General features: G+C 72.1%; 27 protein-coding genes. 17 read left to right on the top strand and 10 right to left on the bottom strand.

Features of this window, described 5'->3' with window-relative positions; genetic code table 11:
- Positions 1-7: 7 nt before the first annotated feature.
- The 4 genes from ACZ6MZ_RS24740 (at position 8) to ACZ6MZ_RS24725 (ending at position 3,719) form a co-directional block, all read left to right on the top strand.
- On the top strand, positions 8-1,390 hold the full coding sequence (locus tag ACZ6MZ_RS24740) for a wax ester/triacylglycerol synthase family O-acyltransferase (protein WP_469354340.1): 1,383 nt from the start codon (positions 8-10) through the stop codon (positions 1,388-1,390).
- A gap of 167 nt (positions 1,391-1,557) precedes the next feature.
- Positions 1,558-2,541, top strand: coding sequence for an aldo/keto reductase (locus ACZ6MZ_RS24735; RefSeq protein ID WP_389791008.1), 984 nt, complete (start codon positions 1,558-1,560; stop codon positions 2,539-2,541).
- Positions 2,538-2,849, top strand: a complete 312-nt coding sequence (locus ACZ6MZ_RS24730; RefSeq protein ID WP_469354338.1) for an L-rhamnose mutarotase — start codon at positions 2,538-2,540, stop codon at positions 2,847-2,849. Before ACZ6MZ_RS24735 ends, ACZ6MZ_RS24730 begins: the two co-directional genes overlap by 4 nt.
- Positions 2,850-2,855: 6 nt before the next feature.
- Positions 2,856-3,719, top strand: coding sequence for an amidohydrolase family protein (locus ACZ6MZ_RS24725; RefSeq protein ID WP_469354336.1), 864 nt, complete (start codon positions 2,856-2,858; stop codon positions 3,717-3,719).
- On the opposite strand, the gene ACZ6MZ_RS24720 is transcribed toward ACZ6MZ_RS24725, so the two are convergent.
- Positions 3,707-4,426, bottom strand: coding sequence for an alpha/beta hydrolase (locus ACZ6MZ_RS24720; protein ID WP_389791011.1), 720 nt, complete (start codon positions 4,424-4,426; stop codon positions 3,707-3,709). The two genes, ACZ6MZ_RS24725 and ACZ6MZ_RS24720, sit on opposite strands and share 13 nt — an antisense overlap.
- 158 nt (positions 4,427-4,584) lie before the next feature.
- Here ACZ6MZ_RS24720 and ACZ6MZ_RS24715 point away from each other — a divergent pair, with 158 nt between their 5' ends.
- On the top strand, positions 4,585-5,451 hold the full coding sequence (locus tag ACZ6MZ_RS24715) for an Fpg/Nei family DNA glycosylase (protein ID WP_389791012.1): 867 nt from the start codon (positions 4,585-4,587) through the stop codon (positions 5,449-5,451).
- 43 nt (positions 5,452-5,494) lie between these two features.
- Here the strand turns inward: ACZ6MZ_RS24715 and ACZ6MZ_RS24710 are convergent, their stop codons facing one another.
- Positions 5,495-6,163: a zf-HC2 domain-containing protein gene (locus ACZ6MZ_RS24710; RefSeq protein WP_384333586.1), complete on the bottom strand. Its 669-nt coding sequence runs from the start codon at positions 6,161-6,163 to the stop codon at positions 5,495-5,497.
- A gap of 187 nt (positions 6,164-6,350) precedes the next feature.
- On the opposite strand from ACZ6MZ_RS24710, the gene ACZ6MZ_RS24705 reads away from it, so the two are divergent.
- The 4 genes from ACZ6MZ_RS24705 (at position 6,351) to ACZ6MZ_RS24690 (ending at position 10,283) form a co-directional block, all read left to right on the top strand.
- The gene (locus tag ACZ6MZ_RS24705; protein ID WP_389791014.1) at positions 6,351-7,100 is read left to right on the top strand and encodes a LytR/AlgR family response regulator transcription factor; all 750 of its coding nucleotides are present in this window, start codon (positions 6,351-6,353) and stop codon (positions 7,098-7,100) included.
- Between the two features lie 89 nt (positions 7,101-7,189).
- Entirely contained in the window at positions 7,190-7,597 is a 408-nt protein-coding gene (locus ACZ6MZ_RS24700; RefSeq protein WP_389791015.1) for a hypothetical protein, read from the top strand.
- Positions 7,594-9,096 carry a sodium/solute symporter gene (locus ACZ6MZ_RS24695; protein ID WP_469354333.1) on the top strand — a complete coding sequence of 501 codons (1,503 nt, stop codon included), beginning with the start codon at positions 7,594-7,596 and terminating at the stop codon, positions 9,094-9,096. The genes ACZ6MZ_RS24700 and ACZ6MZ_RS24695 overlap by 4 nt, the downstream gene beginning before the upstream one ends.
- Positions 9,093-10,283, top strand: a complete 1,191-nt coding sequence (locus ACZ6MZ_RS24690) for a sensor histidine kinase (protein ID WP_384190755.1) — start codon at positions 9,093-9,095, stop codon at positions 10,281-10,283. The genes ACZ6MZ_RS24695 and ACZ6MZ_RS24690 overlap by 4 nt, the downstream gene beginning before the upstream one ends.
- 43 nt (positions 10,284-10,326) lie before the next feature.
- On the opposite strand, the gene ACZ6MZ_RS24685 is transcribed toward ACZ6MZ_RS24690, so the two are convergent.
- Positions 10,327-10,842, bottom strand: coding sequence for a hypothetical protein (locus tag ACZ6MZ_RS24685; RefSeq protein ID WP_469354331.1), 516 nt, complete (start codon positions 10,840-10,842; stop codon positions 10,327-10,329).
- A 112-nt stretch (positions 10,843-10,954) separates the two neighbouring features.
- On the opposite strand from ACZ6MZ_RS24685, the gene ACZ6MZ_RS24680 reads away from it, so the two are divergent.
- Entirely contained in the window at positions 10,955-11,179 is a 225-nt protein-coding gene (locus ACZ6MZ_RS24680) for a zf-HC2 domain-containing protein (protein WP_384190750.1), read from the top strand.
- Here ACZ6MZ_RS24680 and ACZ6MZ_RS24675 read toward each other — a convergent pair.
- On the bottom strand, positions 11,116-11,694 hold the full coding sequence (locus ACZ6MZ_RS24675; RefSeq protein WP_469354329.1) for a sigma-70 family RNA polymerase sigma factor: 579 nt from the start codon (positions 11,692-11,694) through the stop codon (positions 11,116-11,118). The two genes, ACZ6MZ_RS24680 and ACZ6MZ_RS24675, sit on opposite strands and share 64 nt — an antisense overlap.
- 264 nt (positions 11,695-11,958) lie before the next feature.
- On the opposite strand from ACZ6MZ_RS24675, the gene ACZ6MZ_RS24670 reads away from it, so the two are divergent.
- On the top strand, positions 11,959-13,155 hold the full coding sequence (locus tag ACZ6MZ_RS24670) for a CapA family protein (protein ID WP_469354327.1): 1,197 nt from the start codon (positions 11,959-11,961) through the stop codon (positions 13,153-13,155).
- A 30-nt stretch (positions 13,156-13,185) separates the two neighbouring features.
- On the opposite strand, the gene ACZ6MZ_RS24665 is transcribed toward ACZ6MZ_RS24670, so the two are convergent.
- Positions 13,186-13,647, bottom strand: a complete 462-nt coding sequence (locus tag ACZ6MZ_RS24665; protein ID WP_389791020.1) for a universal stress protein — start codon at positions 13,645-13,647, stop codon at positions 13,186-13,188.
- A 188-nt stretch (positions 13,648-13,835) separates the two neighbouring features.
- Between ACZ6MZ_RS24665 and ACZ6MZ_RS24660 the strand changes: the two genes are divergently transcribed.
- Complete coding sequence (locus ACZ6MZ_RS24660; protein ID WP_389791021.1) at positions 13,836-14,696, top strand: polysaccharide deacetylase family protein; 861 nt, start codon at positions 13,836-13,838, stop codon at positions 14,694-14,696.
- Positions 14,697-14,773: 77 nt separating this feature from the next.
- On the opposite strand, the gene ACZ6MZ_RS24655 is transcribed toward ACZ6MZ_RS24660, so the two are convergent.
- Positions 14,774-15,439, bottom strand: a complete 666-nt coding sequence (locus ACZ6MZ_RS24655; protein ID WP_384190736.1) for a class F sortase — start codon at positions 15,437-15,439, stop codon at positions 14,774-14,776.
- 312 nt (positions 15,440-15,751) lie between these two features.
- On the opposite strand from ACZ6MZ_RS24655, the gene ACZ6MZ_RS24650 reads away from it, so the two are divergent.
- The gene (locus tag ACZ6MZ_RS24650; protein WP_384190733.1) at positions 15,752-16,255 is read left to right on the top strand and encodes a hypothetical protein; all 504 of its coding nucleotides are present in this window, start codon (positions 15,752-15,754) and stop codon (positions 16,253-16,255) included.
- A gap of 145 nt (positions 16,256-16,400) precedes the next feature.
- Here the strand turns inward: ACZ6MZ_RS24650 and ACZ6MZ_RS24645 are convergent, their stop codons facing one another.
- From ACZ6MZ_RS24645 to ACZ6MZ_RS24635, 3 genes are all read right to left on the bottom strand, one after another.
- A complete protein-coding gene (locus tag ACZ6MZ_RS24645) occupies positions 16,401-16,991 on the bottom strand; it encodes a hypothetical protein (RefSeq protein ID WP_389791773.1) in 591 nt (196 codons plus the stop codon).
- Between the two features lie 181 nt (positions 16,992-17,172).
- Entirely contained in the window at positions 17,173-17,937 is a 765-nt protein-coding gene (locus ACZ6MZ_RS24640; RefSeq protein ID WP_389791775.1) for a bestrophin-like domain, read from the bottom strand.
- 14 nt (positions 17,938-17,951) lie between these two features.
- The gene (locus ACZ6MZ_RS24635; protein WP_384333574.1) at positions 17,952-18,083 is read right to left on the bottom strand and encodes a hypothetical protein; all 132 of its coding nucleotides are present in this window, start codon (positions 18,081-18,083) and stop codon (positions 17,952-17,954) included.
- Positions 18,084-18,315: 232 nt separating this feature from the next.
- Between ACZ6MZ_RS24635 and ACZ6MZ_RS24630 the strand changes: the two genes are divergently transcribed.
- The 4 genes from ACZ6MZ_RS24630 to ACZ6MZ_RS24615 all read left to right on the top strand — a co-directional run bounded on the left by ACZ6MZ_RS24630 (position 18,316) and on the right by ACZ6MZ_RS24615 (position 22,873).
- Positions 18,316-18,438 carry a hypothetical protein gene (locus ACZ6MZ_RS24630; RefSeq protein WP_469354324.1) on the top strand — a complete coding sequence of 41 codons (123 nt, stop codon included), beginning with the start codon at positions 18,316-18,318 and terminating at the stop codon, positions 18,436-18,438.
- A gap of 300 nt (positions 18,439-18,738) precedes the next feature.
- Positions 18,739-19,686, top strand: coding sequence for an SCO0930 family lipoprotein (locus ACZ6MZ_RS24625; protein ID WP_469354322.1), 948 nt, complete (start codon positions 18,739-18,741; stop codon positions 19,684-19,686).
- 209 nt (positions 19,687-19,895) lie between these two features.
- Positions 19,896-20,708, top strand: coding sequence for an SAM-dependent methyltransferase (locus ACZ6MZ_RS24620; RefSeq protein WP_384333565.1), 813 nt, complete (start codon positions 19,896-19,898; stop codon positions 20,706-20,708).
- Positions 20,708-22,873 carry a putative bifunctional diguanylate cyclase/phosphodiesterase gene (locus ACZ6MZ_RS24615; protein WP_469354320.1) on the top strand — a complete coding sequence of 722 codons (2,166 nt, stop codon included), beginning with the start codon at positions 20,708-20,710 and terminating at the stop codon, positions 22,871-22,873. The genes ACZ6MZ_RS24620 and ACZ6MZ_RS24615 overlap by 1 nt, the downstream gene beginning before the upstream one ends.
- On the opposite strand, the gene ACZ6MZ_RS24610 is transcribed toward ACZ6MZ_RS24615, so the two are convergent.
- Positions 22,843-23,790 (bottom strand): LysR family transcriptional regulator, encoded by a 948-nt coding sequence (locus ACZ6MZ_RS24610; RefSeq protein ID WP_469354318.1) that lies wholly within the window; start codon positions 23,788-23,790, stop codon positions 22,843-22,845. The genes ACZ6MZ_RS24615 and ACZ6MZ_RS24610 overlap by 31 nt on opposite strands.
- Positions 23,791-23,828: the final 38 nt, after the last annotated feature.

Genomic DNA, 23,828 nt, shown 5'->3' with positions numbered 1-23,828 from the left:
GGTTTCCTTGACCACCGAGCTGCTGGCACCTCTCGATCTGGCTTTCTGGCATCTCGAAACCGCGGACCATCCCATGCACCTCGGCGCGCTCGCCGTCTTCACCGCCGCGGCGGGCACGTCGGGCGGCGCCGGTGTGCTGGAGCTGCTCGCGGCGCGCGCCGCCGCCGTTCCCCGGCTGCGGATGCGGGTACGGGACGTCCTGCTGCCCGTCGGCGGCGCCGCGTGGGCGGTGGACAAGGGCTTCGACGTACGCCGGCATGTGCGGCGGCTGCCGCTGCCCGAGGGGGACTTCGCGGCGGAGGCCGCGCGGCTGGCGGGGGAGCTGATGGAACGCCCGCTGGAACGCGGCCTCCCGCCCTGGGAGATGTACGTCCTGACGCCGGGCCCGGCCGCGGCGGGAGCCGGGGGAGGCCGGGGGGCCGAGGAGGGCGGCCGGCCCTTCGCCGTCCTGGTGAAACTGCACCACGCCCTGGCGGACGGAATGCGCGCCGTCGCCATCGGCGCGGGCATCTTCGACCAGATCGCCGACGCGCGGTCGGCCGGGGTCCGCAAAGTGCGTCCGGTGGCGCCCAGGTCCTGGCTGCCGGGCCCCTGGCAGGTGGCCGGCCTGGCCAGGGGCCGGATCGAGGAACTGGGCCGGGCGGTCGGCATCGGTGCCTCGGTCGTCCGGGCCAGCCGGCTCGACCCGCGCGGGACGCCCGCCCTCACCGCCGGATCCAGCGGGACACGGCGCCTCGCGACCGCCACGCTCGATCTGGAGGACGTCCAGCGGATCCGCCGGGCCACGGGCGGTACGGCCAACGACGTCCTGCTCGCCACGGTGGCCGGCGCGCTGCGGCGGTGGATGCTCGAACGGGGTGAGCGGCTGCCTGCCGTCCCGCCACGCGCCCTGGTGCCGGTCTCCCGCCGCCGGCCCGGCAGTCAGCCCGGTTCCGGCAACAAGCTCTCCGCCTATCTGCTCGCGCTGCCGGTCGCCGAGGCCGACCCCCGGGCCCGGCTCGCCGCCGTCCGCGAGGGCATGGACCGCAACAAGTCGGACGGCCCCTGGCGCGGCGCCGGCGCGGTCGCCCTGCTCGCGGACCAGCTGCCGGCGCTCGCCCACCGGCTCGGGGCGCCGCTGGCCGGCAACGCGGCCAGGATGCTCTTCGACATCCTCGTGACGAGCGTGCCGCTGCCGCGCTCGAGGCTCTCGCTGGGCGGCTGCCCGCTGCGCGAGGTGTATCCGATGGCGCCGCTGGCGCGCGGACAGTCCCTGGCCGTGGCGCTGTCCACGTACGGCGGCCGGGTGCATGTGGGGCTCGTCGCCGACGGCAAGGCAGTCCCCGACCTCGAACAGCTGGCGCGCGGCATGACCGACGAACTGGAGGAGCTGCTGCGGGTCATCGGATAGCTGCGGGTCAATGGCGGCGGGTCAGCCGATAGATCGGACAGCTCTTCGCGAATGAACCACAGAGAGCTGCCTCAGAGGTGTTGACGGCACCCAGTCATCCGATGAATATTCGTCGTGATCGGCGCCGCGACTTTCGGCGACGGATGACCTCGGGAGGCGGCAGCGGTATGCGGCACACCACGCTCGGACACAGTGCGGTCAGCGTGACCGGACTGTCCTTCGGGGCGGCCGGAATCGGCAATCTGTACACCCCGGTCGGACCCGAGCAGGCCGCGGCCGCGGTCGACGCCGCCTGGGACGCGGGCATCCGGTACTTCGACACCGCACCGCACTACGGCCTCGGGCTCTCCGAGCGGCGGCTAGGCGAGGCGCTGCGCGGCAGGGAGCGGAGCACGTACTCCCTCTCCACCAAAGTGGGCAGGCTGCTCGAACCCGTACCCGGCGGTCCCGCCGGGGACGACCTGGCCAACGGCTTCGCCGTACCGGCCACGCACCGCCGCGTCTGGGACTTCAGCGCGGACGGGGTGCGCCGCAGTATCGAGGACAGCCTCGGGCGGCTCGGCCTCGACCGGATCGACATCGCCTATCTGCACGATCCGGACGGCCACGCGGAAGAAGCCTTCCAGCAGGGCTATCCGGCCCTGGAGCGGCTGCGCGCCGAAGGCGTCGTCGGCGCGATCGGCGCCGGGATGAACCAGACCGCGATGCTCACCCGCTTTCTCCGGGACACCGACGTCGATGTCGTCCTGTGCGCGGGCCGCTTCACCCTCCTCGACCAGTCGGCCCTCACCGACCTGCTGCCCGAGGCCGCCGCGCGCGGCAAGAGCGTCGTCGTCGGCGGGGTCTTCAACTCCGGGCTGCTCGCCGACCCGCGCCCCGGCGCGATGTACGACTACGCCGCCGCGCCGCCCGCCCTGCTCGACCGGGCCCTGCGCATGGACGCCGTCACCCGGCGCCATGACATCCCCCTGCGCGCCGCGGCCCTGCACTATCCGCTGCGTCACCCGGCCGTCGCCAGTGTGCTGGTCGGCACCAGATCCGCGGCGGAGGTACAGGACGCGGCCGAACTGGCCGGGCGTACCGTCCCCGAGGACCTCTGGGCCGAGCTGCGCGCCGAAGGACTGCTGAGCGAGGACGGAGCCCTGTCATGAGAGTCGCCCTGCGCACCACGGTCCGCGCCGACCGCGTCGAGGAGTACGAGGCCGCGCACCGCGAGGTGCCCGCCGAACTCACCGCCGCGATCCGCGCGGCGGGCGCCACCTCCTGGACGATCTGGCGCAGCGGCACCGACCTCTTCCATCTGCTGGAGTGCGAGGACTACGGCCGCCTGCTCGCCGAACTGGACCAGCTCCCGGTCAACCTCGGCTGGCAGGCGCGGATGGCGGAGCTGCTCGATGTCGTGCACGACTACTCCGCGGGCGGCGCGGACGCCGGACTGCCCGTCGTCTGGGAGCTCTGACGCCTGATGCGACAGCCGAGCGCACCGCCGACCGTCGTCGACGCCCACCACCACCTCTGGGACCTGTCCGTGCGTGACCAGGACTGGATCACCGGTTCCGCGATGGCGCCCATCCGCCGGAACTTCACCCTCGACGATCTGGAGCCGGAAGCGCGGGCCGCCGGCGTGGCGGCGACCGTTCTCGTCCAGACCATCGGCGTCGCCGAGGAGACCCCCGAATTCCTGGCGGCCGCCGCCGGCAGCGATCTCGTCGCGGGCGTCGTCGGCTGGACCGATCTCACCGCACCCGGGATCGCGGAGACGCTCGCCGCGCTGCGCGCACTGCCCGGCGGCGAGAAGCTCGTGGGGATCCGCCACCAGGTGCAGGGCGAGGCAGATCCGGAGTGGCTGCTGCGTCCGGAGGTACGGCGCGGTCTCGCCGCCGTCGCCGCGGCGGGACTCCCGTACGACCTCGTCGTCCTGCCCCACCAGCTGCCCGCCGCGGCCAGGGCGGCGGAGCTGCTGCCGGAGCTGACCTTCGTCCTCGACCATCTGGGCAAGCCGCCGATCGCCACGGGCGGGATGGAGCCCTGGGCCGGCCAGGTCAGGACCCTGGCCGCCCGCCCCAACACCGTGTGCAAACTCTCCGGGATGGTCACCGAGGCCGCCTGGGACTCCTGGACGGCCAACGGGCTGCGTCCGTACGCCGGCGTCGTGCTCGACGCCTTCGGGCCCGAGCGGCTGATGTTCGGCTCCGACTGGCCGGTGTGCCGGCTGGCCGCCACCTACGGGGAGGTGCTCGACGCCGCCCGTACCGTGACCGACGAACTGAGCGGCGACGAACGCGACGCGGTCTTCGGCACCACCGCGCGGCGCGTCTACGCCTTGTGAACCGGGCTCTTCCCCTGGTCCCCACCCGCCAGGAAAGCCTGCCCCACCACGCCGGGATACGGGTCCATGCCCAGCATGGCGGTGACCGAGCCGGTGGCCAGTGAGTGCCAGGTGCCGGCCCGGCGCAGCATCGCGTGATCGCCGCCGGACAGCAGTACGGCACAGGCCTCGGCGCCTGCCTCACGGGCGCGGGCGGCAAGATCGGTACTGCCGTGCGGGTCCGTCACCCGGTCACGGTCGCCGTGCAGGAGCACCACACGACGGCCGGCCAGCTGGTCGACCGGCTCGCCCCTCGGGCACCAGGGGGCGAGCCCCACCACCCCGCTGACCAGGCCGTGTCCGGCCACGGCCAGGGCGGCGCGGCCGCCCATCGAGTGTCCGACGAGGACGACGGGGACGGCTCCGGCCAGCTGTTCCAGCTCGTCGAGCGCCCGGCGCGCGTCGCGGGCCGCGTCGGCGCGGCTGCCGTTCCAGCCCCGGCGCCGGTAGCGAGCCCGGCCCACCACCACGTCCTGCCCTTCGGTGGCCCGGAGCACCGCCCGGGTGAACGGCCACATCCGCGCGCCCGGCAGATTGAGCCGGCCAGGCGGCGCCTCGCCCTCCGAGCGTCCGCCGTGCAGCAGCAGGACGGCGGCGCGTGGCCGCGCGGCGGTCCTGTCGAGGACCAGGGCGGGCTGGACGGCGGCTCGGCGGTCACGTACGGGCACGTGGGGGCTTCCTTCCGACGGGGTTCGGGGGTGAGGCGTACGGCACGTCACAGTGACACCTCTCTCCGAGATGATTCGTAGCCACGGCGGCCGCGGATGCCTCATCCGGCGCACCGGTTCACCGGGCGGCGGTACGGGGCCTGCGGCACGCTGGACGCATGCCGGAAGTACCCGAAGTCGAAGCGCTGCGCGAGTTCCTCGACGGCCAGCTGGTGGGCAAGAAGATCGTCCGCGTCCTGCCCCTGACGGTCAATGCCCTCAAGACCTACGATCCGCCGCTCTCCGCGCTGGAGGGCGCGACCGTCACCGGCATCGGCCGGCACGGCAAGTATCTCGACATCGTCGCGGGCGAGGCCGGGCTGCACCTCGCCATCCATCTCGCCCGCGCGGGCTGGCTCCGCTGGAAGGACTCGTTCCCCGACGCGCCGCCGCGCCCCGGCAAGGGACCGCTCGCCCTGCGGGTCGTCCTCGCCGAGGGCGACGGGTTCGATCTGACCGAGGCGGGCACCACCAAGCGGCTCGCCGTCCATCTCGTACGCGACCCGGCGGACGTCCCCGGCATCGAGCGGCTCGGCCCCGATCCGCTCGACGCCGCCTTCGACCGCGCCGCGCTCGCCCGGCTGCTCGCCGGCGAACGGCGGCAGATCAAGGGCGCCCTGCGGGACCAGCGGCTGATCGCGGGGATCGGCAACGCGTACAGCGACGAGATCCTGCACGCCGCGAAGATGTCGCCGTTCAAGCCGGTGAAGAACCTCTCCGAGGACGAGATCACGGTCCTCTACGAGGCGATGCGCTCCACGCTGCACGAGGCCGTCGAGCGCTCGCGCGGGGTGGCCGCCGGGCGGCTCAAGGCGGAGAAGAAGAGCGGGCTGCGGGTGCACGGCCGCACCGGGGAGGCCTGCCCGGTCTGCGGTGACACCATCCGGGAGGTCTCGTTCAGCGACTCCTCGCTCCAGTACTGCCCCACCTGCCAGACGGGTGGCAAACCGCTCGCCGACCGCAGGATGTCCCGACTGCTCAAGTAGCGGCGCGTCCCCGGCCGGGGACGCGCCGGTCAGTCGCCGCCGGTCAGTCGCCGATCGTCACCAGCCGGCGGCCGTCGGCTGCCCGTACCTCGAAGTGGTCGATCTGGTCGGGACGCAGCGCCGCCCCGCCACGGGTGACCAGCGGCGAACCGTCCCCGGCGCGCGCCGCCCAGGTCGTCACGGTCTCGCGCGAGCCGTCCCGGCCCACCGCGATCAGCGCGCACACCCCGGAGGCGCCGGGACGGATCAGCTCCAGGCCGACATCCGTCCCCCAGGCCTTCTCCGCGGCCGTCACGACGGCAGCCGTCCCCGTCGCCCGGTCCGACGCGGTCCAGCGCGCGGTCACCCCGGCCCCCGGTCCTGGCCCCGGCCCGGGAGCCGCGCCGAGGACGGCGAGCGGACCGCCCACCACGAGCACCGCCACCGCGGCCACCAGCGCGAGCCGCCGCCTGCGGCTCCCGCGCCGCCAGGCCGACCTGCGGTCGAGCATCCCGGCCAGCAGCTCCGGGCTCGTCGCCGCGAACGGCGCCACCTCGGCGGGGGTCCGCCGCGCGTACTCGTCGAGCTGCGCCCGCACCCCGCCGAACTCCGCCAGCAGTAGCGCGCACCGCGGGCAGTCCATGAGGTGCTCCTCGAAGCGGAAGGCGTCCGTGGCGTCGAGTACGCCCAGTGCGTAGGCGCCGGCATCGCGATGGAGGTCCAAGGTCCGCATGGTGTCTGGTACGCGGCGGAGCGCCGAATCACTCAAGCCGCACCCGAGCCGCACCCGAGCCGCACCCGAGCCGCACCCGAGCCGCACCCGAGCCGCACCCGAGCCGCACCCGAGCCGCACCCGAGCCGCACCCGAGCCGGGCACGATCCGGGCACGATCCGGGAGACACCGCCTACACTCCGGCGTCATGCTGCGCGTACTGGCCGTGGACGACGAAGAACCAGCCCTCGAAGAACTGCTCTATCTGCTCCGGGCCGACCCGCGGGTCCGCGGAGCCGAGGGTGCCACGAGCGCGACCGAGGCCCTGCGCCGCATCGGCGCCGCGCTCGACGCGGGTCCTGACGACTCCGCGGCCATCGATGTGGTCTTCCTCGACATCCATATGGCCGGGCTGACCGGCCTCGACGTCGCCAAGCTGCTCGCCGGCTTCGCCGAGCCCCCGCTGATCGTCTTCGTCACCGCGCACGAGGGCTTCGCCGTGCAGGCCTTCGATCTGAAGGCCGTCGACTATGTGCTCAAACCGGTCCGCAGGGAGCGGCTCGCCGAAGCCGTCCGCCGGGTCGCCGAACTGGTGGGGGAGCGGCCCGCCGTGCTCGACACCGCCGCCGACCAGATACCCGTCGAGCTGGGCGGAGTGATCCGCTTCGTCGCCGTCGACGACATCGCCTATGCCGAGGCGCAGGGCGACTACGCCAGGCTGCACACCGACACCGCGAGCCATCTGGTACGGATCCCCCTCACCACCCTGGAGGAGCGCTGGCGGGCCCGCGGATTCGTCCGTATCCACCGCCGCCATCTCGTCGCCCTGGCCCGGATCGACGAACTGCGGCTGGACGCGGGCGCGATGAGCGTGCGCGTCGGTGACGCCGAGCTGGCCGTGAGCCGGCGTCACGCCCGCGCGCTGCGGGATCTGCTGATGCGGCAGACCGGGCGCTGACCAGGCCCTTCCCGCCGGACAGCCCGGCTGCGTACACTCCGGCGCGGGCACCGGGCGGGACGGCGCCGGCCCGACGGCGAGGAGGCACCATGACCGGGGAGTCCGGCTCACGGCAGCCCGCGCCCCGGGCGAGCGCCGCCCGGCAGCCGGCGCCACGGCGCGAGGTCGTCACCGGCGAACCGCGCCGCGTACGGCCCCTGCCCCGCTTCCGCGCCCAGGCGGAGATCGACGAACAGACCGCCCTCGGCGACGCCTATGTCCGCTCCCTGATGCGCAGTCAACTCCGGGCGGGTCTCACCGCGTTCGGCGGCCTCGCGCTGGTCGTCGGCACCCTGCCGCTGGCCTTCGCCACCCTGCGCGACGCGACAGCCGTCTGGGTGGTGCTCGGCTTCGCCGCCTATCCGCTGCTGACGCTTCTCGCCTGGTGGTACGTACGGCGCGCGGAGCGCAACGAGCGCGACTTCGCCCGGCTCGTGGAAGGCCGGCCCGTTCCGTGAGCCAGAGCTATACGGTCACGGCCGTCACCCTCGTCGTCTTCGCCACCGTGCTCGTCGGCGCCTTCGGGCTGCGGATATCCCGGACCACCTCCGACTTCTACGTCGCCTCCCGTACGGTCAGGCCCGGGCTCAACGCCGCCGCGATCAGCGGCGAGTACCTCTCCGCCGCCTCCTTCCTCGGCGTCGCCGGACTGGTGCTGCTGCACGGCCCGGACATGCTCTGGTACCCCGTCGGCTACACCGCCGGCTATCTGGTGCTGCTGGTCTTCGTCGCCGCCCCGCTGCGCCGCTCGGGGGCGTACACCCTCCCCGACTTCGCCGAGGGACGGCTCGAATCCCGTGCGGTGCGGCGGCTCGTGAGCGTCTTCGTGGTCGGGGCCGGCTGGCTCTATCTCGTGCCCCAGCTCCAGGGCGCGGGGCTGACCCTGAAGACCCTCACCGGGGCGCCCGACTGGTTCGGCGGGGTGCTCGTCGCGCTGGTCGTGGTGGTGGCCGTGGCGGCGGGCGGCATGCGCAGCATCACCTTCGTCCAGGCTTTCCAGTACTGGCTGAAGCTGACCGCGCTGCTCGTCCCCGCGATCTTCCTGCTGCTCGCCTGGCAGGGTGACGGCCGGCCGCGCGTGGACCTCGGCCTGGCGGCCGCGGTCGGCGGCCGCGGCGACCATCCGCTGTACGCGACCTACGGACTGATCGTGGCGACCTTCCTCGGGACGATGGGCCTGCCCCATGTCGTCGTCCGCTTCTACACCAGCCCCAACGGCCGGGCCGCCCGGCGCACCACCGTGGTCGTCCTGGCGCTGATCGGCGCGTTCTATCTGCTGCCGCCGGTCTACGGCGCGCTGGGCAGGCTGTACGTACCCGAACTCTCGTACGGTACGGACGCCGACGCCGCCGTCCTGCTGCTGCCGGAACGGGCGATCGGCGGACTCGGCGGAGATCTGCTCGGCGCGCTCGTCGCGGGCGGTGCCTTCGCCGCGTTCCTCTCCACCGCCTCCGGACTGACCATGGCCGTCGCGGGCGTGCTCACGCAGGATGTCCTCCCGTCGCGTGGCGTACGGCACTTCCGGCTGGCCACCCCGCTCGCCATGGCCGTACCGCTCGGCGGCTCACTGCTGGTGAGCGGGAGGATGCCGGTGGCCGACTCCGTCGGCATGGCCTTCGCGGTCTCCGCCTCCTCCTTCTGCCCGCTGCTCGTGCTGGGCATCTGGTGGCGCCGGCTCACCCCGCCCGGTGCCATCGCCGGACTGCTGCTCGGCGGCGGTCTCACGTTCGTGGCCACGGTGATCACGGTGAGCGGGGCGGTACGGTCCGGCTGGCCGCACGCGCTGCTCGCCTGGCCCGCCGTCTGGTCCGTCCCGGTCGGCTTTCTCGCGATGATCCTGGTCTCCCTGGCCACGCAGAGCCGGATACCGCCCGGCACCAACGCCGCGATGACCCGCTTCCATCTGCCGGAGGCCCTGATGCCGGGCGCCCGCGGCGGTACGGGGGGCGCGCGATGAGCGGAGCCGCCCTCGCCGTACTGATCGTCCTCGGTCCGCTGCTGCTCGCGGGCGGCTTTCTGCTCGGCCGGCGCACCGCGGGCCCGGAGCGCACCAGCGATGTCGGCACCCCCGTGGAGCACGCCACCTTCGAGACCCTGCACACCGCCTCACTCGCCACCCCTCCGCTGCGGGCCGGCCTCACGGAAGAGAGCGCGCGCAAGGCGGCCCGCCGGCTGCGCTCCCTGCTCGGCACCGACGCGCTCTGCCTCACCGACCGGGAGCGGGTGCTCGCCTGGGACGGTCTCGGCGAGCACCACGGCAAGCATGTGATGGACCACGTCGAGCAGTTGCTCGCCAGCGGACGCGGTACGGCCTTCGCCAGCGGCTGCCGCGATCTCGACTGCCCGCTGCGCTGGGGCGTGGCGGCCCCGCTGACCGTCGACCACCGGGTGCTCGGCACCCTCGTCGCCTACGCGCCGCGCGAGTCGGCGGTGCTGGCCAGGGCGGCCGGCGAGGTCGCCCGCTGGGTCTCCGTACAGCTGGAACTGGCCGAGCTCGACCGCTCCCGCACCCGGCTGATCGAGGCCGAGATCAGAGCCCTGCGCGCCCAGATCTCCCCGCACTTCATCTTCAACTCGCTGGCCGCCATCGCCTCGTTCGTCCGCACCGATCCCAGCCGCGCTCGTGAACTCCTACTGGAATTCGCCGACTTCACCCGCTACTCGTTCCGCAGCCATGGCGACTTCACCACCCTCGCCGACGAACTGCACTCCATCGACCAGTATCTGGCCCTCGTCCGGGCCCGCTTCGGCGAGCGGCTCTCGGTCACTCTTCAGGTCGCCCCGGAGGTCCTTCCGGTCGCCATGCCCTTCCTGTGTCTGCAACCGCTCGTCGAGAACGCCGTCAAGCACGGCCTCGAAGGAGCGGTCACCACGAGCCGGATCACCATCAGCGCGCTCGACGCGGGCGCCGAGGCGGAAGTGGTGATCGAGGACGACGGGGTCGGTATGGAGCCGGACCGGCTGCGGCAGATCCTGCGCGGCGAGGGCGGCGCGTCCACCGGAATCGGACTGCTCAATGTGGACGAACGGCTGCGCCAGGTCTACGGGGACGCGTACGGCCTGGTCATCGAGACCGGGGTCGACGCGGGAATGAAGATCACGGTACGGATTCCCAAGTACCGCGCGGGCGTGCACGGCACCTGACAACGCCCCCCGAAGGGGCCGGTGTCCACGGTGTCTACGCGCGTCAGAACAGATGGATCGCCAGATGCCCCAGCGGCAGCCCCAGCTGCCAGGCCGGGGTCCACACCTGCGGACCCTCCTCCCCGCCGGCCGTGCACGGATCGTCGCCGGCCGGGCCCATGGCATCGAGGTCGGGCGCCAGCAGCTCCGTCTCCTCCAGCCACCGCCAGGCGGCGCCGGCCAGCGCCAGGTCCGGATCGCGGGTGGTCGCGTCGGCCTCGAAGGCGACCGCCTCCCGCCGGTCCAGCCGCCCGCAGACCCACTCCCGCCAGCACGTCCCGTACGCGGTGAGCGAGCGCCACTCCTCCATCCTGGCCACCACCCGCGGGCCGCCCGCCGAGTCGTCGGAGAGGAAGATGGTCAGGGCCAGGGCGTCCCGGCCCGCCCGGTACTCCAGCGTCGTCGGCGGCATCAGATCGCCGGTACGCAGCACTTCGTCGGCGATGTACTCGGCGTACATCCACGCCATCGGCACCCGTAGGCCTCCGCCACCGGACCCTTCGGTAGATTCCGGACGCATCCTTATCCGCCTTCCTTCCCTTCCCCGAAGCCCCCTTCAGGGAGCATTGAACCGGCGGCGGCCGCCCCGCGTGGCCAGAAGGGCAGGATCGGGCGGCGGACGGGAGAGGATTGTGACGGGTGGGGCCGACGGTGCCGCGGCCGACGATGGAACAGCCGATTCCGGCGCGCATGTGCGGTCGCTGCTCGGCGCCTATGTGCTGGACGCGCTCGCCCCCGAGGAGGACCGGCGGGTCGCGGACCACCTGGCCGGCTGCGACCCGTGCGGCGCCGCCTACCTGGAGGTGGCCGACGCGCCGTCGCTGCTCGCCCTCTTGGACGAGGACGACCTGCTGTAGCCGGGCAGTGAGCGGCCCAGCGCGCGCAGGGCGTAGTACGAGCGGGACTTGACCGTACCCGGCGGAATCCCCAGCACCTGCGCCGTCTCGCTCACGCTCAGCCCGCGGAAGTAGATCTGCACGAGCACCGCGCGGTGCTCGCGGCTCAGCGCCTTCACGGCCTTCCGTACATCGAGCGCGGCGACCGTGCTCTCCGTGGCGTCGTGCGGTTCCGGCGTGGCGGCGAGGACCCGGTCGCTGACCTCCGGCGGCCGCGACATCCGGCACCTGCGGGCGTCGATCGCCAGCCGGCGGCCGACGGTGAACAGCCATGGCCGCATGGAGTCGAAGGGCCCCTCGAACGCCTCCGGATGCTGCCAGGCGCGTACCAGCGTCTCCTGGAGCAGGTCCTCGGCCCGGTGCCGGTCGCCATAGGTCAGACCGAGCAGGAAGTTCAGCAGGGCGGGTCCGTGGTCGCGCTGAAGCTCCGTCAGTGCCCGTTCGCCGGTCCTCTCCGTGGCCGTGGCGGTGGTCATCGTGAACGCCCTTTCTCGCCGGGGTCGCTGTCGTGCGGTGTCGCTGCCGCCTGGCGTATCCGAGCGCATGGCGGCGCCGAGGGACAGACAGCGCGCACAGGTGTGCGACGAGCGGTCGCTCACTGCGGCGAGTGGTGCGGTGAACGGTCCGGCGGAGGCGTTCGGCCCCTTTTGATCCTTTTGTCGGCTTGGCTCCTTGACATTCATTTATATGGCTATATGGATTCATTGCGTTGGTATCCCCGGGAAAACGGAGCCTGGCCGATGACGAAGCGCATGCGACAGGGAGCGGTGGCCGCTGCGGCGCTGCTTCTCGGAACGGCGGCAGCCTGCACGGGGCCGGAGAGCACCTCCGCCCCCGACCGGCCGCCGCGCCAGGGCTCCATGGCTCCCTCGGCGGCGGGCGGGGCGCCGCCGCAGCGCGGGTTCACGCTCGTCGCCTCGGGCGACGTCCTGCCGCACGACTCCGTCATCGACCGGGCGAACGACGACGCGGGCGGCGACGACTACGACTTCCGGCCGATGTTCGCCTCCGTGAAACCGGCCGTCTCCGGCGCCGATGTGGCGATCTGTCATATGGAGACCGTGTACGCGGAGGAGGACGGTCCCTTCAGCGGCTATCCGACCTTCAACTCCCCGCCCCAGATCGCCCAGGGCCTGCGCGACGCCGGCTACGACTCCTGCTCCACCGCCTCCAATCACACCCTGGACGACGGAGCCCCCGGCGTACGCCGCACACTCGACGCCCTCGACAAGGCGGGCGTCAGACACGCGGGCTCGGCCCGCTCGGCCGCCGAGGCCACGCGCCCCGCCCTGATGACGGCGGGCGGCGCCAGGATCGCCCAGCTGGCGTACACGTTCGACACCAACGGCATCCCGCTCCCCGACGGACAGCCCTGGGCGGTCGGCCTGATCGACGAGCGGAAGATCGTCGCCGATGCCCGCGCCGCCCGGAAGGCCGGCGCCGACGTCGTCGTGGTCAGCGTCCACTGGGGCACCGAGTGGGAGACGGAGCCCGACGCGGAGCAGCGCAGCCTCGGCAGGAAGCTCACCGCGTCCCGTACCGGCGGCCGCCCCGACATCGATCTGATCCTCGGCACCCACGCCCATGTCCCGCAGGCGTACGAGAAGGTCAACGGCACCTGGATCATCTACGGGATGGGCGACCAGGTCTCCGGCATCATGACCAATGACGCGGGCGAGCTGGACTCGCGCGGCAACGAGGGCTCGATCGGCCGGTTCACCTTCGCGCCGCCCGCCGTGAAGGGCGAGCGCTGGCTGGTGAAGAAGGCCGAGTTCATCCCGCAGGTGATGGACCTCGGGTCAGGCCGGGTGATCAATCTGCCCGAGGCCCTGCGCCAGGACCCCGACCGGGACGACTACCGCGAGGCCCAGTCGGACATCAGCGACGCGGTCCTGGGCCGCGGCGCGGCCGAAGACGGCCTCACGATGGGCCGCTAGGCCGCCTGGGCCGATGGGTCGACGGGGCGGTTACGGGACGACCGTCACCGGCCAGCGGCCGGCCTTGACCAGCCGTACCGCCACCGAGCCGACGATCCGGTGTCCCGCCGACTCCGAGGCGCCGACCACCACGGCATCCGCCTTCAGCTCGTCGGCGGCGGTGACCAGGCCGTTGTACGGGTCTCCGTGGAACGTGTGGAACTCCCAGCGCACATCCCATATGTCCTTGACCCGCTCGGTGGACGTACGGATCTCCGCCACCAGCTCCTCGGCGATCTCCCCGGTCGTGCCCGCGACCGGGGCGCCGAGTGCGGCGCCCGCGGGCAGCACGGGCTGCACATAGACGATGGCGAGGAGCGCGTTCTGCCGCCGGGCGAGACCGCCGGCGTACGCGGCGGCGCGGAGCGAGGACTGTGATCCGTCCACGCCGGCGACGATCACCTTCGGGCCGTCGGTACCGCGTTCGAATCTGGTGGGCTGCTGCTCGGTCACGCCAGGCAGGCTATCCGTTCCCCGAGGCCGGCCGGGCGGCGGTCCGCCGGAGGGTTTCCCGGACACGGTGCGCCGCGCGACGCCGCAGGCCGGCGGGGTCGGCGCCGGGATAGTCCCATTGGGTGCTTTCGTCCGGATATGCGGTGTTGCTGAGGCGCGCGGAGCATTGATCGTGCGAGCCATTGGTCATGAAAAAGGATCAGTTGATTCCGGGGCGCCGTGCCGTCCTGCGGATTACCGCCTGCCTCGGCGCCGCACTCACCTGCCGCCTTCTGACCGTGGAAGGACCGGCCAAGACACCCGGCCGTGCCGCACCCGCCTCCCCGCCCCAGGCGACGGGGTTGAAGGCGGCGGGACCGCCCAAGGCGCTCGTACCCCGCAATCCCTCCGCCTACCGGCTGCGGCCCATGACGGAGAGCGCCCCGGCCGGCTTCAGCAGGGCCGCCCTCCAGGTGCGCAAGGAGCCTCTCCTGGAACTGCCCGAGCTCGGCCGCTCCATGGTGCTCACCTTTGACGACGGCCCCGACCCCGACTACACCCCGGACATCCTGCGCACGCTGCGTAAGTACGACGTACGCGCGATGTTCTTCGTCTGCGGCGAGATGGCGGACGTCAACGGCGACCTGATGCGGGAGATGGCCGACGACGGACACATCATCTGCAACCACACCTGGTCGCATCCGGAGCTGCCGCTGCTGCCCCCGTCCCGGATGCGCAGCCAGCTGGCACGGACCAGCGACGTGATCGAGAAGACCGTCGGCACCCCGCCGCTCTGGTACCGCGCGCCCTACGGTGCCTGGAACAAGAAGCTGTTCGAGATCGGCGCCAAGTTGGACATGGAACCGCTCGCCTGGACCGTCGACAGCCTCGACTGGACCAACCCGGGCACCAACAGGATCGTCAGCGGGATTCTGGGCGGCGCGGGGCCGGGGGTCGTCGTCCTCTCGCACGACGCGGGCGGCAACCGCTCGCAGAGCGTGGAGGCGCTGCGCGAGTACCTGCCCTCACTGCTGGACGAGGGATACCGCATCGCCGTGCCGTACCGGTGAGCCCCCGGCCCCGTCGGGGCCACGTCGTACGGTCAGCCCCCCGCAGCCCCCCCGCAGCCCCCCAGCCCCCCGGCTGGTCAGCGCGTGCTGACCAGCCGGGCGAAGACCACGACATTGCCGTCGTAGCCGCCCGCCTTCGAGTAGCCGCCGCCGCAGGTGATCACCCGCAGCTCCGCATGGCCGGTGTCGCCGTAGACCCGGGCGCCGGGGAAGTCGTTCTTGGCGAACACCTCGACCCCGTAGATCTCGAACTCCGCGACCCGGTCGTCGTACCGGGTCACCTCGATGTGCTGGCCCTTCTCCAGTGAGCCGAGCCCGAAGAAGACCGCGGGCCCGGCTTTGTTGTCGACATGGCCGACGACCACCGAGGTGCCCCGCTGGCCGGGCGATACGCCGTTCTGGTACCAGCCGGCCAGATTGGGGTCCTGCGGTGGCGGAGCCGCGATCCAGCCGTCCTGGTCGAGTCCCACGTCCACGACCGGCGCGTCGACCTTGATCGCCCGGATCCGCAACCGGGACATCGGGGCGTACGGCAGCGGCTTGACGATCGCGACGGAGGTGGCGGCGGCCGCGGGGTCGGGCCTGCTCCGGCTGTCCAGCGAGGCGGCCTGGGCCGGCTGCGGCGGTCCCAGCGGTACGTCCACCCCGTTCCGCATCATCGCGAGGCCAGTGAGCATGACGAGTGCCAGAACGCCCCAGGGCGAGCGTTTCCTCGACTCCGGAGCGCTGTGGTACTGGCCCATGGTTCTCCCTTCGTGGGCATCTGCTGGCACGCTAAGCGCGCGAGGCGGCGGCGGCGATCACTGGAGGGCGAATGGGTGGCGGAGCCGCCCGGCGATGGTCCATCCGAGTAATCGGCATATAAAAACTTCTGACGGTCTGTGACCTGCGGCTCCGTCAGGCAGAGGTGCTTCCCGGCGGCGTGTCGCCTCACCGGGGTGGACCAGTGCCGAAATGCGGTGGATGTGCGCTCCGGTGAGGGTTCGTCATGGAGGGCGTACTCGTCGAATCTCCCGGAGCACCGCTTTGGGGCGCCTTCCACTGGAGGTTCAACGATGCGTGCTTCACGCGCTTTCGCGGTGACCGCGGCCGCCTGCGCGGCCCTGGCGCTCTCTGCCCCGCTGGCTGCCGCCGGCGGTGGTTCCAACGGCCCGACCAATGTCACCGTCAACCCGTTCTCGGTCCACCAGGGCGGCACGATCGAGATCACCGTCCAGGGTTGCGGCCAAGGTGGCACCGTCACATCCAACGCCTTTCCGAGGGCCGAGCTGTCGGACAACCGGTCGGGGCGCTCCAGGGCCACGGCGAGGATTCACGACAACGCCACCCCCGGCCGTTACAACCTGGCCGTCAGGTGCAATGACAGCAACCGGGTCGAGACCCACCAGTTCGAGGTGCTCGCGGGGCGGGGCGCGCTGGGCGGCCTCGGCGGATCCATCGGGCCCAGCTCGACGGAGCTGGGGATCGGCGCGGGCCTCGTCGCCACGGCGGCCGTCGGCGGTGCGCTGTTCGTCGCGCGCCGTCGTCGTCCCTCGCTGGCCGGCGCGCGGGTCGTCTGACCGGCCTGACCACTCTCCCGGCCGGCGCTCCGGGGGCCGGAAAGCGCCCATCACGCCCGTCGCCCCGAGTCCTGAGAGGACTCGGGGCGACGGGCGTATCGCGTGCCGGGGGCGACGGGCCGGGTGGACGGTGGCTCGGCGACGGTCAGTGCCTGCGGCTCTCCGCGCGTCGGCGTGCCACATAGATGGTGCCGGTGGCCGCTGCCACCACCAGCGCCGTACCGGCGACGATCTCGGCGGTGTTCATCCCGCCGATGCTGCCGCCCACACCGCCCTGGACGCCCAAGGGCGCGTCCGAGGTCGCGCCGACCGCGGGCGTCGCCACCTGGGCCGGCGTCTGGGTCGTGGCCGCGGGCGCCGCCGGCGTCTGGGTCGGGGTGGGAGCCGGCGTCGTGGTGGCGGCGGCGATGGCGAGGTTGGTCTTCGCCGACACGCCGTTGCAGGTGAAGGTCACCTCGTACTTCGCGCCGGGCTTGGCGTCCCAGTCGACGGTGGCGGCCGCCGTGCTGCCCGAGGGGATGGTGACGGTGTCGAACACCCCGGAGGAGGCGGTGGCAGGGGTGCTGCACTTGGTGACGGCGAGCAGCACCTTGCCCCCTGCCGCGACCGTGGAAGGGGTGACGGTGTACCCGAACGGCGTGGCGTTGTCCTTGACGGCGGCAGCCGGCGAGGCGGTGGTCAGTGCGAATGCGGCCACTCCCAGCAGAGCGGCGGATGCGGCACGTATCGCGCGCATGTCAGTCCTCCCGGTCCCCGAGGAGCAGTTGCGGAACCGATTTCCACAATGGGCAGGAATGCACCTCGATGACCGAAACGCTAGAAGCGCTCTATCACACCCGCTATCGCTGGCGGGCGAATGGGGCACGGCTGTCCCCCGAACGGGGGACAGCCGTGCCGCTCAGGGTCTGGTCTGCGGCTCAGGGCCTGATGCCGGGGAACAGGTCGAGGAAGGGGCCGGCGGTCGCGGCGATCCCGCGGCCGTAGGGGGCGTCGAAGTCCCAGATGAGGAAGAGCAGGAAGGCGATCAGCACGCTGAAGAGCCCTGCAAGCAGCAGTTCGCGGAAGGTCCGGCGGATCTGCAGGACGAAGATCAGTCCCACGGTGACCACGGCGCCGGTGATCAGCCCGAACCAGACGACCCCGGGCATGGTGGCTCCCGCGTTCTGCCCGCGGGCTCCTCTGGCGTCGTCCGCGGCGGCCACCTCGTCGAGGAGCGGCTGATAGGCCTGGCCCTCCAGGTCGGTGCGGGGCGCGTACAGGGTGACGTCGGTGCGGAGCTTGTCGAACAGCTGCGTGCCCTTCGCGCTCAGGGCTTCGTGCTCGGCCATGTGCGGCCATTCGGTACGGACCACGTACGACACGTACGCGTCGACGTCGCCCCGGATCCGCTCGCGGACGTCGGCGGGATACACCTGGACCCGCTGCTGGACCTCGTGCAGGGCCTGGGCCTCCTGGCGTACGGATTCCTGGGCCGAGCCGCGGGCCTCCCACACGCCGGCAATGGCGAGGCCCAGCACGATCGCGTAGATCACGCCGATCATCATCGTCATGTACTCCATGACGTCGGGGCTCTCGGTGGGGTCGTCGTCCTCACCGACACGGCGGTTGTTGATGACGACGATGGTCAGGACGACCGCGCAGGCGGCGGCCATCGCGATGCTCAGAACGAGCCATTCCGACATGGAGTCTCCGTGGATCAGCGGGAGCGGGGGCGCAGTACGGCCACGGCGAGTACGGCAGGGGCCGTGATCAGGAGCATCAGCGAGACGAGGGAGGGGCCGCTCCGGGGCTGCTTGCGGGTCGCCTTGCGATAGGCGGGCAGGGCCACCGGGGCCCGCGAGGGGGCGGCGGACGGGGTCGGTGACGGCCGGTTCTGGCTCGGACGCGGAGCGGGCGGCGGTGGCTTCGGCGCTGGGGCGGGCGGCGGCGGGGCCGGCCGGGGTGAGCGCGGCGCCGGCCGGACGGGCGGCGCCGGAGGCTCAGGTGTGACGACCGGAGGCGGTGGTGGCGGCGGTGTGGGCGTGGGTGTGGGTGGGGGCGGTGGTGGAGGGGGAGGCGGCGTGGGGGTGGGCGGTGGCGGCTCGGGCGGCGGTGTCGGCGTCGGCGTAGGCGTCGGCCAGCAGTCGTCACTGCCCGAGACGGCCACGGCCGACCCCGCACCTCCAGGACCGGACGAGGCGTAGGCACAGCTGTCGGCCTCGGCGGGCGCGGGCACAGCCGACAGCGAGATGAGTGCGGCGGCTGCCAGCAGCCGTCCGACGAGCGATCCGTACACGGGCAGGAGCTTGTTCCCGATCTGGCGTCGGCACGCCAGAAGTCATTCGAATTAGCCCGGATAGGTGGAATAAGCGGTTACAGGTTTGCGCGCCAGAAGTTTTTTCAGCCGCGTTGAACGCGGAGCGGTCCCCGGCCCGTACTTAGGACCATGAGCGGCTCACCCAGGCCCCTCGACCCCAACTGGCTTACAGAACACGGGAGTTGACATGAACACCTGGCGGAACGCCTCGCTCGCGGTGACCGCGGTGGCCGTACTGGCCCTGACGACGGCGTGCGGTCAGGAGCAGGGCACCCAGACCAACGGCCAGTCCGTCGGAGCGGCCAAGCCGGCCGCGCAGCCGGCCGACGGCGGCTACGGCTCGGACGGTGGTTACGGCTCCGACGTGGAGGCCGCGGCCGCCAAGCCGGCCGGTCAACTCGCCGTGTGGGACAGCAAGAAGCTCGGAAAGGTCGTCACCGACAGCGAGGGGTTCACGCTCTACCGCTTCGACAAGGACACGGCGAGCCCGCCCACGTCGAACTGTGAAGGCGACTGCGCCACGGCCTGGCCGATCGTGTCCCCGGACAACGCCAAGGCCGCGCCGGGCGCCGACCCCTCGCTGCTCGGCGAGATCACCCGGGCCGATGGCGCCAAGCAACTCACCATCGCCGGCTGGCCGATGTACCGGTACGCCAAGGACACCAGCCCCGGCGACGCCAACGGCCAAGGTGTGGGCGGGAGTTGGTTCGCCGCGGCCCCCGACGGCAAGAAGGCGGCCCCGGCCGGCGCCGGCGACGCGACCGCGGCAGATCTGCCGGGACTCTCGGTGCGCAAGGATCCCACGCTCGGTGAGATCGTGGTGGATTCGCGCGGAATGACGGTCTACCGGTTCAAAAAGGACTCCGCGTGGCCGATGAAGTCGGCCTGCACCGGCGCTTGTCTCGAGAAGTGGCCGGTTGTCGCCCCTGTCGAGAAGAATGATACCGAAGGCATCATCGAGAAGGGCTTCGTGACGTTCGACCGGCCCGACGGAATCAAGCAGCAGAGCATCGACTGCTGGCCGGTCTACACCTTCAGCGGTGACACAAAGCCGGGCGATACCAATGGTCAGGGCGTTGGCGGCACCTGGTTCGCGGTTTCGCCGAATGCCAAGCTGGTCGGAGCGCCCAAGTAGTCCCACGCCGCGCCCTCCGGCCCGTCGGCCCGCCCTCACGCCCCTCCGCGTGACGGCGGGCCGGTCGCACGTGTTGGGCGACGTGTGACCAAGAACGGACCGCTAATTTCCGTTTGGGCTCGCTCTCTTGGCGGTCGATCAGTAGCCTCGGCTCGGACAACGGCCAGGTACATGGCCGCACCCCCTGTGGCGACTTGTTGGAGACATCGATGGAGCGTCCCGCCTGGGCCCCGCAAGGTATCGACATATCGGTGCCGAGCGTTTCCCGCATTTACGACTACTATCTGGGCGGTTCGCACAATTTCGAGGTGGACAGGGACGCCGCCCGCAAGGCAATGGAGTTCATGCCGGGGCTTCCCAAGATCATGAAGGCGAACCGTGCCTTCATGCGCCGCGCGGTGAAATTCGCGCTGGACGAAGGCATCACCCAGTTCCTCGACATCGGCTCCGGCATTCCGACGTACGGCAATGTGCATGAAGTCGCCGAGGCCGCCAGCCCAGACGCCCGGGTGCTCTATGTCGACCACGACCCGGTCGCCGTCGCGCACAGCCAGGCCGTCCTCGCGGGCAATGACATCGCCGGCGTCCTGAGCGCCGATCTCCGTAAGCCCGGTCAGATCCTTAACAGCCCCGAGGCTGACCGGCTGTTGGACCTGGACCGGCCGGTGGCGCTGCTGCTCGTCGCCGTTCTGCATTTCCTGGAGGACGAGGACGAGCCGTACCGCGCGGTGGCCGAGCTGCGTGACGCGCTCGCGCCCGGCAGCCTGCTCATCCTCACCCACGCCTCGTACGACGGCATCCCGCTCACGCAGGAGCAGGCGGGCGGCACGGTGGGCGTCTACAAGAACATCCGCAATCCGCTGGTGATGCGCACCCGCGAGCAGACCGCTCAGTTCTTCGAGGGCTTCGAGATGGTCGAACCGGGTCTGGTGGCCATGCCGCAGTGGCGGCCCGACAGCCCCGCCGACCTGGAGGACCCGTACGCCTTCTCGGGCTTCGCTGGAGTGGGACGCAAGGCGTGATGCCGTCGCAGCCGGCGGGCGCCGCGGCGGACCCGGACGGCCTGGAGGACAGACTCCGGCGGTTCGCGACGATCTGGAGCCGGGCGATCTTCCCGGCAACGGCCACGTCCCTGACGCGCCCCGAATTCGAATCCCATCTGCTGCCGTTGGCAAGAGAGTTGAACGAGGCGCTGCACGCGCGCCACTTCGACTCCGGGCCCGCGCAGCGGGTCGGGGCCGCCCTGGTGGCGGCGCACTGCACCGACCCCGAGGCCCTCGGCCGTACGCTCGGCGTCGTCGACTCGTATCTGGTGCTGTACTGCGGCGCCGAGGAACTCGCCGCGGAGGACAGCCGGGCCCGCTGCGCGCGGCTTCAGCACTCCCTCGCCGCCGGCTTCGCGCAGGCGCTGCGCGAGCGCACCCTCGCCGAGCAGGAGGCCATCGCACGCTCCGCGCTCGCCGCGCGCAGCGACGCGGAGGACGCGCTGCACGCCACCGAGGCCCGCTTCCGCGCGGTGTTCGAGGGCGCGGCCATCGGCATCGGCATCGCCGACCTCGACGGCAATGTGCTGGAGGTCAACGACACCCTCACCCAGATGTTCGGCGGGCTCGAACACCATGTACGCAGCCGGAACGTGAGCGAGTGGGTGCACCCCGAGGACGTACCCCACGTCTGGCCGATGTACGGCGAGCTGGTGCGTGGCGAGCGGGAGCACTTCCGGGTCGAGAAGCCGTTCTTCCGCAACGACGGCACCGTGCTCTGGACCAATCTGACGGTCTCGCTGCTGCGGGACGCCGAGGGCGCTCCGCGCTACCAGCTGGCGCTGATGGAGGACACCACCGAGCGCAGGCTGCTCAATCTGCGGCTGCGGTACGAGGCCACGCACGACGCCCTGACCGGGCTGCCCAACAGGACGCTGTTCTTCGAGCGTCTGGAGAAGACCCTGTCGGCGGGCGACGGCGCGCGCTTCGGCCTCTGCTATCTCGACCTCGACGGCTTCAAGGCGATCAACGACAGCCTCGGCCACTCGTCGGGGGACCGGCTGCTGGTGGAGGTCGCGGACCGGCTGCAGAGCTGCGCCACCGCGCCGGGCGAGATGGTGGCCAGGCTCGGCGGCGACGAGTTCGTGGCGCTCACCACCGGCCATGACTCCCAGCGGTGCGTGGCCGATCTCGCCTCCCGGATCCTCGGCGCGCTGGCCACCCCCATCCGGCTCGACGGCCGGGAGTTCACGGTCCGGGGCAGCATCGGCATCGTGGAGGGGCCCACCACCGGGCGCACCCCCGCGGAGGTGCTGCGCAGCGCGGACATCACCATGTACCGGGCCAAGGCCGCGGGCGGCAACCGCTACGAGCTGGCCGACCCGGAGGCCGATGCCCGCGCCATCACCCGGCACGGACTGACCACGGCGCTGCCCGCGGCCCTGGAGCGCGGCGAGTTCTTCATCGAGTACCAGCCGCTGGTGCATCTGGACGACGGCACGGTGCACGGCGCGGAGGCGCTGGTGCGCTGGTCCCACCCGCAGCACGGCGTCCTCGGACCCGACCGGTTCATCCCGCTCGCGGAGCACACCGGACTGATCGTGCCGCTCGGCCGCTGGGTGCTGGAAGAGTCCGTACGGCAGGCGCGGTGCTGGCAGCAGCAGCTGCCGGAGGGAGCGCTCGGCGCACCGCTGCGTATCAATGTGAATCTGTCCCCCACCCAGCTGCACCACCCCGGACTCGTCGCGGAGACGGTGGAGGTGCTGGAACGGATCGGCCTCCCGCCGGGCGCGCTCTGTCTGGAGGTCACCGAGTCCGCGCTGATCGGGGCCGACGAGGATCTGCTGAAGCCGCTGCGCCAGCTCGCCGAGATGGGCGTGGACATAGCGCTCGACGACTTCGGGACCGGCTACTCGAATCTGGCGAATCTGCGCCGGCTGCCGGTGAGCGTGCTCAAGCTGGACCGCTCCTTCACCCAGGGCATGCAGCAGCATCCGGCGGACCCGGTCGATCTGAAGATCGTCGAGGGCATCGTCTCGCTCGCGCACAGCCTGGAGCTGGCCGTGACGGTGGAGGGCGTGGAGACCGGGGCGCAGGCGGAGCATCTGCGCCGGCTCGGGTGCGACACCGCGCAGGGCTGGTACTACGCGAGGCCCGGGCCGCCCGAGCAGCTTCACATGCTGTCGCTCGCGGACGCCGTGTGAGCCGCTGACCGGGGAGCGGTCCCGGCGGGTGTCCCGGCCGCGGTCCGGGTGGACAGCAGCACCTTCTGCAGTTCGCGGGCGGCGCGCGGCGGGGCGACATCGCTGCGGTGGGCGAGCGCGATCGTACGGCTCAGTCCCGGCCTGGCCAGGGCCGTGACCCGTAGATCGCGCGCCCGCGCCGCCACCATGCTCGGCACGACGGCCACCCCGAGCCCGGCCCGTACGAAACCGAGGACGGCGTCCATCTCGCCGCCCTCCACGGTGAACGACGGCTCGAACCCCTCGGCCCGGCAGGCGGCCACGGTCAGCTCGCGCAGGTCGTAGCCGTGCCGGAACATCACCAGCGGCTCGCCCTGCAGATCGGCGATCCTGACCGGGCGCCGCGGGGCCGGGGCGGCGGCCGACGAGACCACGACCAGATCCTCGTGCAGCAGCTCGACCGTGGTCAGCGCGGGGGACGGGGCCGGCAGCGGCAGCGCCACCAGGGCGAGGTCCAGCGCCCCGCGCGCCAGTTCCCGTACGAGATCGTGCGAGCCGCTCTCCTCGATCAGCAGCTCGATGCCCGGGTGGAGATCGTGGAAGGCGCGCAGTACGTCGGGCAGCAGTCCCGTGCACAGGCTCGGCGGCGCCCCCAGCCTGACCCGGCCGCGCCGCAGCTGGACCAGCTCCTGCACCTCGTGCCGGGCCGTCTCGGCATCGGCGAGGATGCGCCGGGCGAGGGGGAGGAGCGCCTCGCCGGCGTCGGTGAGGGCGACATTGCCCCGGGCCCGGCTGAACAGCTCGGCGCCCAGCTCCTTCTCCAGCGCCCTGATCTGCTGGGACAGGGACGGCTGCGAGACATGGACCCGTTCGGCCGCGCGGGTGAAGTGCCTGGTCTCGGCGACGGCCACGAAGTAGAGAAGCTGCTGGAACTGCATACACCCATGATAGGCGCAGCCTATGGACATGAGCTGGA

This window comes from Streptomyces sp. NPDC042201 (assembly GCF_055582185.1).
Note: the sequence above shows the minus strand (reverse complement) of the source record. Positions and strands in the feature narration are given on the sequence as shown.